The organism is Pseudoalteromonas sp. APC 3694 (assembly GCF_030407565.1).
In the GTDB taxonomy this organism is placed as follows: domain Bacteria; phylum Pseudomonadota; class Gammaproteobacteria; order Enterobacterales; family Alteromonadaceae; genus Pseudoalteromonas; species Pseudoalteromonas tetraodonis.
Window position 1 is genome coordinate 258 of record NZ_JASDDE010000141.1, and the last position, 429, is coordinate 686.

Annotated in this window: 1 tRNA gene; it reads right to left on the bottom strand. The window is 40.6% G+C overall.

From position 1 onward, the window contains the following. Positions 1 to 350 precede the first annotated feature (350 nt). Positions 351 to 427, bottom strand: a tRNA-Val gene (locus QMA00_RS18895). Positions 428 to 429 lie beyond the last annotated feature (2 nt).

Here is a 429-nt window from a genome sequence, read left to right on the forward strand (position 1 = left end):
TGCTTTTTCTTTCAACGTACTTTAATTAAATCTTTAAAAATTTGGTACGACTGAGTAGATTCGACCCACATACCTCTGGACCGGGTGATCAAGAGTAGGTAGTGCTTTTTCTTTCAACGTACTTTAATTAAATCTTTAAAAATTTGGTACGACTGAGTGGATTCGAACCACCGACCCCTGGATCGGGTGATCAAGAGTAGGTAGTGCTTTTTCCTTCAACGTACTTTAATTAAATCTTTAAAAATTTGGTACGACTGAGTGGATTCGAACCACCGACTTCTGGACCGGGTGATCAAGAGTAGGTAGTGCTTTTTCCTTTATCGTACTTTAAATACAGCATTTACTCATTTTGGTACGACTGAGTGGATTCGAACCACCGACCCCTACCATGTCAAGGTAGTGCTCTAACCAACTGAGCTACAGTCGTAC